Raw genomic sequence first — 5,911 nt, forward strand, 5'->3', positions numbered from 1 at the left:
CCTGGAACGAGCGCGCACGCCGTTTGATCATGCACCATGATCGCCTGCTGTGCGTGTCCGAAGCCTGGGTCTGGCTCACTGAGGCGCGGATCCTTCTACGACGCATGACGACAACGACTTAATTTTGTCTATACCCTCTGATGGCGCCGCTGCTGCTTATCATTGGATTCGAGCCCCTGGACATCGTCCCGGCGGTGCTCTTCTGCGAACTCCTGACCGGCCTGGCCGCCGGCCTCCTGCATCAGCACGACGGCAATATCGACCTGATCCGCGACCGGCGCGCCCGCCGCACCCTGATCCTGTTGGCGGCCCTGAGCACGGTCGGCGCCGTGGCCGCGGTGCTGTTCGGGATCCAGTTCGGGGGCCGGTGGTTCGCGTTCGGGAGTGTCGCGGTCGTCCTCGTCCTGGGCCTGCTGACCCTCGCCAAGGCCCGGCAACCGGCCTGCTTCCGCGGCTGGGGCATCCTCGCCATCGCCCTGATGGCGGCCTTCAGCAAGGGGATGAGTGGCGGCGGCTATGGCCCCCTGGTCACCTCCGGGCAGATCGTCTGCGGACTGCCCGCCCGCCAGGCGGTGGCCATTACCTCCATTGCGGAGGCGCTCACCTGCCTGGTCGTGCTGATGGGCTACGTCGCGGTGAAGGGCGCACCGGACTGGACCCTGGCCCTGCCCCTGGCCGGCGGCGCACTGCTCGCGGTGCCCTGGGCGACGCTCGGCGTGCATCACCTGCCGCAGACCTGGCTGCGTGCGGGGGTCGGGGTGCTGACCCTGGCGCTGGGGCTGTGGTCGCTGTTTACCTTGGTGGGGTGACGGGCCGGTCCCGGTCGATGTCATACGAGCGGACTTGCGTGGCGTCCGGTTGCCCGGCCGGCGCCCGCGTGTAACACTCTTGGTCGACCCCGGTGCCCACCGGCCACTGCACTCCACCGCAACTGCACGATTTAGGGGAGGTCGGGCCAACGAGCGAGCGTGGGGACAAGCCGGGGACAACGCCGCTTGGCGTCTGCGGGTCGGCCAGGTCGGCGCCCGGCGTTGTCCCCGGCTTGCCCCCACTCATTCACCCTTTGCCCACACTGCGCCGCGCGGGCCACAGCGCTGGCTGAGGACGCCTGCGGCGCAACAACAATCAACTTTTTCAACGTTGCGACGGCCGCCGGATGGCACCCGTCCGACCCCAACCAGCACCGGCACGCGCCACCGCGCATTGACATCTACCGTTGACGGCGGGACCCATCACAGCGTAAACAGCATCATCCCCGCGCGGCGCTTCGCTCCGACGGTCCAGTTTGACCTGGAACAGCCGTCCAGTTTGCGGCGGAACAGGTGTCCAGTTTGCGGTGGAACGGCTGTCCAGTTTGCGTGGAATACGCAGTAGCCCTTGGCATGAATGGCCGCTACCGCGGAGGCAAGGTTATGAGCAGCGACATGAAGGTAACGCCAGTGGAAGCCGGGGGCCTTCTGGCTGCGGCTTTGTAGGTTATAGAGCCCGTGCAGTGGCACGCCGCCGCTGATCCTGGGCATCGCGTACCCGACGATCTGCCCCTGGCCGTCGTGCAGCAGGTCGCATGGCCAGGCGATGGAGCAGTGCCCCTGGGCCGCGGTCGGGTCGTCTGGCGGGTTCTCCAACATCCGTTCCAGCTTGCCGGGGGGCGGGGCCTTGCCGGAATGGTAGAGCTTCACGACCAAGTCTCCGCGGCAGAGCACCTCATACACGGCGCCTTCCCCCCGCGGGCCAACTCGAGGCCCAAGGCGATGGTTTGCCTGGTGTTGACGAGGGTATAGGCGGTGGGCGGCATGGGGACCATCCGGTGGCGGTGCCGTGCCGCGGGGGCGCTGGCCCGGCAGCTCGTTTAGGCGGACGACCCCGATCGGGACCGGTCGGCACGCACCGCGATCACCAGGGTCTTGTCGTCGTCGGTCTTGGCGCAGACCCGCTCAGACTCCAAGAAGGCGCGGAGCTGGCCTTCTCGCTGATCTGCGTCCGGCTGGCCCCGGACGAAGTTAAAGAGCGGATCGAAGAAAGGGGCGTGCGGGACCGGCGGCCGAGCCTTCATTTCCAGGGCCAGCATTTGCATGCCGTCGGAGAAGACCACAATGCCGTCCGGGGCGCCTTCCCGGTAGGCGAACTGGGCGTCTTGCAGGTAGGTGTCCGAGATCAGGAAGACTGTCTCGTTGAGGTATTCGCCTTGGTGAGGGGCGGTCAGCAGGGCGAGGTCCCCGGTGGCGTCCCCCGGCGGGCGGCGATAGACGATAGCTCCATCGCCGACTTGGATGCCGACGAGCGCGTCCGGGGTCACCAGGGCCAAAAGGAAGGTGCAAGCGAGATCGCAAGCGGGGCAGCCCAACCGCTCGGCTTCAGCCATGAGTGACAGGTGCAGGTCGACCAGCAGATCACGCAACTCCGCCTCCCAGGCGGCGGCGCCGGCGGGAAGCGGGCGCGCCTCTTGGAACCAGCACAAGGCGCGTGCCGTCGCCAACTCCGCTGCCAGCGCGGCGTGCTCTGCGGCACCAGCGCCGTCGGCGACGGCCAAGATCAGGAGGGTGTCGGTGGCGAGGATGCTCTGGGCGTCTTGACAGGGCGTCCCGGTCCTGGCGTGGCCTGAGCCGCGCACCGACAGGCCACTGTGGTGCCAGGTCATGTCAGACCACCCAGTCCTTGGCCGGATCTAGTGCGACCTGATCCCCCACCTGGGAGTGAGCGACGGCCTGGATGCTGCGTGAGAGCCAGACGAACATCTCCTGGAACTGACCGCCCTTGAGTTGATTGGGGGTGCGCGGGGAGAATTTGGCCAAGACGCCAAGATCGGCACCGCTCACGCCGACGTTAAAGAAGGCGACCTTTTTGTCACGGTCGGCTGCGGCTGCGCGGCGCGCGGCGGCCTCCCAGGTGTCGGTGGGTGCGCCGTCGGTAATCAGGAAGAGCCACGGGCGGTAGTAGGCGATGCCGTTGTCGTTATTAGGTACGCTTGCGGGCCTCGATCATGTCCAATCCTTGCTCGACCGCCGCGCCCATAGGGGTGTCGCCGGACACGGCCAGCGTCGGGGCCTCGAACTGGGCGGCGGTGACAAAGTCTTGGACGGTTTGGATGTTGCCGCCGAAGGTGAGGATGCCGGTCTCCACACGCTTGGCGGCGAGTTCGTCCGCGCGCAGGGCTTCCTGAAAGACTTGCAGGCCCGCGTTCAATGCCTCGATACGCTCGCCATCCATGGAGCCGGAGCAGTCCAGCAGCAGCAGGCAGGCGCAGCGGGGTTCGGGGTTGACGGCGAAGGCGACGGTATCCAGTTCCGAGTGCATGGGAGGTCGGTCCTCAGGTCAAATTTGAAGAGGAGCGCAGGTCGAGAGGGTTGGCCGCCCAACCGCTGATCGGGCCTAGCGTTTCCTTTACGGGTTACCCGATCGGCGGGTACGCCTGCACGGGTGTTCAACGAATCACAATGTTACGTCCGCCCCGGGAAACGTAAAACGGAAATAGGCACATAGGGGACTTACCACGTTTCTTACGCGAGCTATTTCCCACCAGCCTGCCCAGCTGATGACCTTGATAACCATCACACGGCTTCGGGCGCAACGGAACGGAAAACGTAGGTAGTGGCTGAACCCCACGATTTCCGCTGCCATCCGGGCCTGTCGTCTCGCTGGGGTATGCCCTAACCTGGCGTCAGAACACCCACCTCGCAGCGTCAGGATAGGGTCAGTTTAGCATTTTCTTGATACCTGCCGCGAAAGGTCAGGGATCCTATTCTGACAGTTTCTCGGCGACGAAGGCAGCGCGCAGGGTCAACGCATCGGCTACGAAGTTCCCTCAGCCCTTGACCAGTCGCCGCTCCAGACGCAAAGGCTGCGGGACACCAACAACCACGGCGGCAGCGTACTCGCGGTGGGCCGCATTCAACAAGATGTTGTGTTCACCCGGCGTCACCGCGCACGGCATGGACAGGCCCACCGAGACCGACTCCGCGATCCGGCGCTCATTCAACTCGGGTAAGGGAAACCCGGCCCGGAGCCAGTGCCATGAATCCCTTGTTACGTATCGACCCGGATGACCCCTACCCGGAGAGCGACGGAGCACCGTACGACACCTATGGGTCGAGGAATACTATGTCTACGACCCCGAGCACAATCGGCTGGAGGTCTGGCTGCGCCAAGGGGGCAGCCTGCGCCAGATGTCCCACCTGAACGGCTGGACGAGCCCGCGGCTCGGCATTCGCTTTGCCGTGCGCCCGGAAACCCTGGAGATCTTCGACCCGGCGGGCCGTCCCTTCCGCAGTCCGGTCGAGTTGGCACGGCAAGCCGAGCAGGAGCGATTGCGCGCCGAGCAGGCCGACCAACGCGCCGAGCGGGAGCACCAGCGCGCCGAGCAGCTTGCGCAGCGACTAAGGGCGCTCGGGGTCGACCCGAACGACTTGCGCTAGCGCAGGACTTTCTCGAAATGCTGATAGTCCTTCTTGCCTTGCCAATCCCCACCCCAACTCCATCCCAATTCCTTGAATAGCTTGACCACGGGCGAGCCGCTGGAAAAGGTACCCGGCGCCGCGGGATCATAGCGGGCGCCTTGCGGGGAAACATGGCGTCCTTGCACATAGGGGTTCTGGACCGTGTTGATATCGACGGCCTGACCAAAGGCATGATTCGACCAGGTGTCCGTGCCCTTGATCTTGCGATAATTGAATCCGGAGCTGTTATTGCGTTCCATGCTCCTCGCATCGTCCCACCCGAAGCGGGAGATCGGGATGACCGAACCGATGGGGAAACCGTCTTCGCGAATTTTCCGAAAAATGACCTTCAGGTCGCCCGCCAGGCGACTGTCGACCAAAATTTGTCCCTGATGGAGTTTCCCGTCGAACGAGACATAGCTGACCTCGACGAGCGATTGGCGGTTCACAATTGCCCGCGGAAAGCCGCGGGCGAGCGCCTGTTGGCGCTCGGACTCCAGCGAGGTCCGGCTGTCGATGATGACGGTATCGCGCACCTCGCCGGAACGCGCCGCGGTGGGTTGCGGGGCCTGAGCGCAGGCATTGCCGTGCAGCCCGCCGAGGACCGCCAGCACGATCGCCACCACCCCGGGCCATGGTGCCCTGGCGTTCCTCAGGGCCGACCGGTGTTCGGCATTCATTTGCAGGAGCTGCTGATGTACTTGGATGAGACCCAGCCGCGCTCCTGATTGTCCGCAATGATATTGAGCCAGCCGCCGCGCCGCTTGAGTACGACGACGCGATCCCCCTGGAACAGTTCGCCCAACTGCGTGGCCGAGGGGGTGGGTCCGGCCCGCAGTGCCAGGAATCCCGAACCCTTGGCCGGATTGTAGCGGTCGCCGATGCCGGTTACCCGCCCAAAGCAGACATCGTCCCCGGCGTAGGTTGCCACGGAGGTTGTCAATGCCAGAAGCGATGCCATGACGATTGCTTTCATAAGGACCTCGTGACGATGCAGTGCGGTAGGTCTTGGTGGACGCCCAATCGGTCTCTCGTTCCCACGCTCCAGCGTGGGAATGCAGCGCAGGCGCTCCGCGTCCCGTCTGGTTATTGGACGCGCAGCACCCGCTCATGCTCCCCTGCTTGCGCGTAGGCGCCGGCAAGGCTTCACTTCACGGCATTGCCGTCAAACCTGAGCCCCTTCCGCGAAAATGACCTTGACGATCGGCGATGAACGCAACGGTGTGTTCTCCAACTCGTCCCGGGTGAAAATCAGGGGGGCAATCACCATGAGATTACTGAAACCGATGTCCCAGGCACTGTCCAGAATCATGCCCTTCAAGTGCTTATCCAGACGTTCAACCTCGACAAACACATCCAGGTCGGAATAGTCATCGGCATGGCCTTGATCATATTTCCGGCCACCGGGAGCGCCGCACCCCAGTGCGGCGCAGCCTATCCGCAGCACGCAACGCTGCGGTCGCTCGCGAGGCCGCGCC

At 64.9% G+C, this 5,911-nt stretch carries 10 protein-coding genes and 1 pseudogene; 3 read left to right on the forward strand and 8 right to left on the reverse strand.

Annotated elements, in window-relative coordinates:
* Window positions 1–122 (forward strand): annotated as a pseudogene (locus QZY48_RS05410) (IS5/IS1182 family transposase); the annotation flags it as partial.
* 18 nt (window positions 123–140) lie between these two features.
* Window positions 141–809: a sulfite exporter TauE/SafE family protein gene (locus QZY48_RS05415; protein ID WP_295428743.1), complete on the forward strand. Its 669-nt coding sequence runs from the start codon at window positions 141–143 to the stop codon at window positions 807–809.
* A gap of 423 nt (window positions 810–1,232) precedes the next feature.
* Here QZY48_RS05415 and QZY48_RS05420 read toward each other — a convergent pair whose 3' ends face one another.
* From QZY48_RS05420 to QZY48_RS05440, 5 genes are all read right to left on the reverse strand, one after another.
* The gene (locus tag QZY48_RS05420; protein ID WP_295428746.1) at window positions 1,233–1,679 is read right to left on the reverse strand and encodes a hypothetical protein; all 447 of its coding nucleotides are present in this window, start codon (window positions 1,677–1,679) and stop codon (window positions 1,233–1,235) included.
* Between the two features lie 170 nt (window positions 1,680–1,849).
* A complete protein-coding gene (locus QZY48_RS05425; protein ID WP_295428748.1) occupies window positions 1,850–2,638 on the reverse strand; it encodes a PP2C family serine/threonine-protein phosphatase in 789 nt (262 codons plus the stop codon).
* A 1-nt stretch (window position 2,639) separates the two neighbouring features.
* The gene (locus QZY48_RS05430) at window positions 2,640–2,792 is read right to left on the reverse strand and encodes a hypothetical protein (RefSeq protein WP_295428750.1); all 153 of its coding nucleotides are present in this window, start codon (window positions 2,790–2,792) and stop codon (window positions 2,640–2,642) included.
* Window positions 2,793–2,955: 163 nt separating this feature from the next.
* The gene (locus tag QZY48_RS05435) at window positions 2,956–3,294 is read right to left on the reverse strand and encodes a VWA domain-containing protein (protein ID WP_295428752.1); all 339 of its coding nucleotides are present in this window, start codon (window positions 3,292–3,294) and stop codon (window positions 2,956–2,958) included.
* Window positions 3,295–3,802: 508 nt separating this feature from the next.
* Window positions 3,803–3,943 (reverse strand): hypothetical protein, encoded by a 141-nt coding sequence (locus tag QZY48_RS05440; protein ID WP_295428754.1) that lies wholly within the window; start codon window positions 3,941–3,943, stop codon window positions 3,803–3,805.
* A gap of 220 nt (window positions 3,944–4,163) precedes the next feature.
* Between QZY48_RS05440 and QZY48_RS05445 the strand changes: the two genes are divergently transcribed.
* On the forward strand, window positions 4,164–4,412 hold the full coding sequence (locus QZY48_RS05445; RefSeq protein WP_295428757.1) for a hypothetical protein: 249 nt from the start codon (window positions 4,164–4,166) through the stop codon (window positions 4,410–4,412).
* Here QZY48_RS05445 and QZY48_RS05450 read toward each other — a convergent pair.
* From QZY48_RS05450 to QZY48_RS05460, 3 genes are all read right to left on the reverse strand, one after another.
* Window positions 4,409–5,056, reverse strand: coding sequence for a M15 family metallopeptidase (locus tag QZY48_RS05450; protein WP_295428759.1), 648 nt, complete (start codon window positions 5,054–5,056; stop codon window positions 4,409–4,411). The genes QZY48_RS05445 and QZY48_RS05450 overlap by 4 nt on opposite strands.
* A 53-nt stretch (window positions 5,057–5,109) precedes the next feature.
* Window positions 5,110–5,364 (reverse strand): SH3 domain-containing protein, encoded by a 255-nt coding sequence (locus QZY48_RS05455; protein ID WP_295428762.1) that lies wholly within the window; start codon window positions 5,362–5,364, stop codon window positions 5,110–5,112.
* A gap of 234 nt (window positions 5,365–5,598) precedes the next feature.
* Window positions 5,599–5,911, reverse strand: a 313-nt coding sequence (locus QZY48_RS05460) for a hypothetical protein (protein ID WP_295428765.1), incomplete at its 5' end; no start/stop codon positions are given.

Origin of the sequence: uncultured Thiodictyon sp., assembly GCF_903828115.1 — a bacterium.
Lineage (GTDB): Bacteria > Pseudomonadota > Gammaproteobacteria > Chromatiales > Chromatiaceae > Thiodictyon.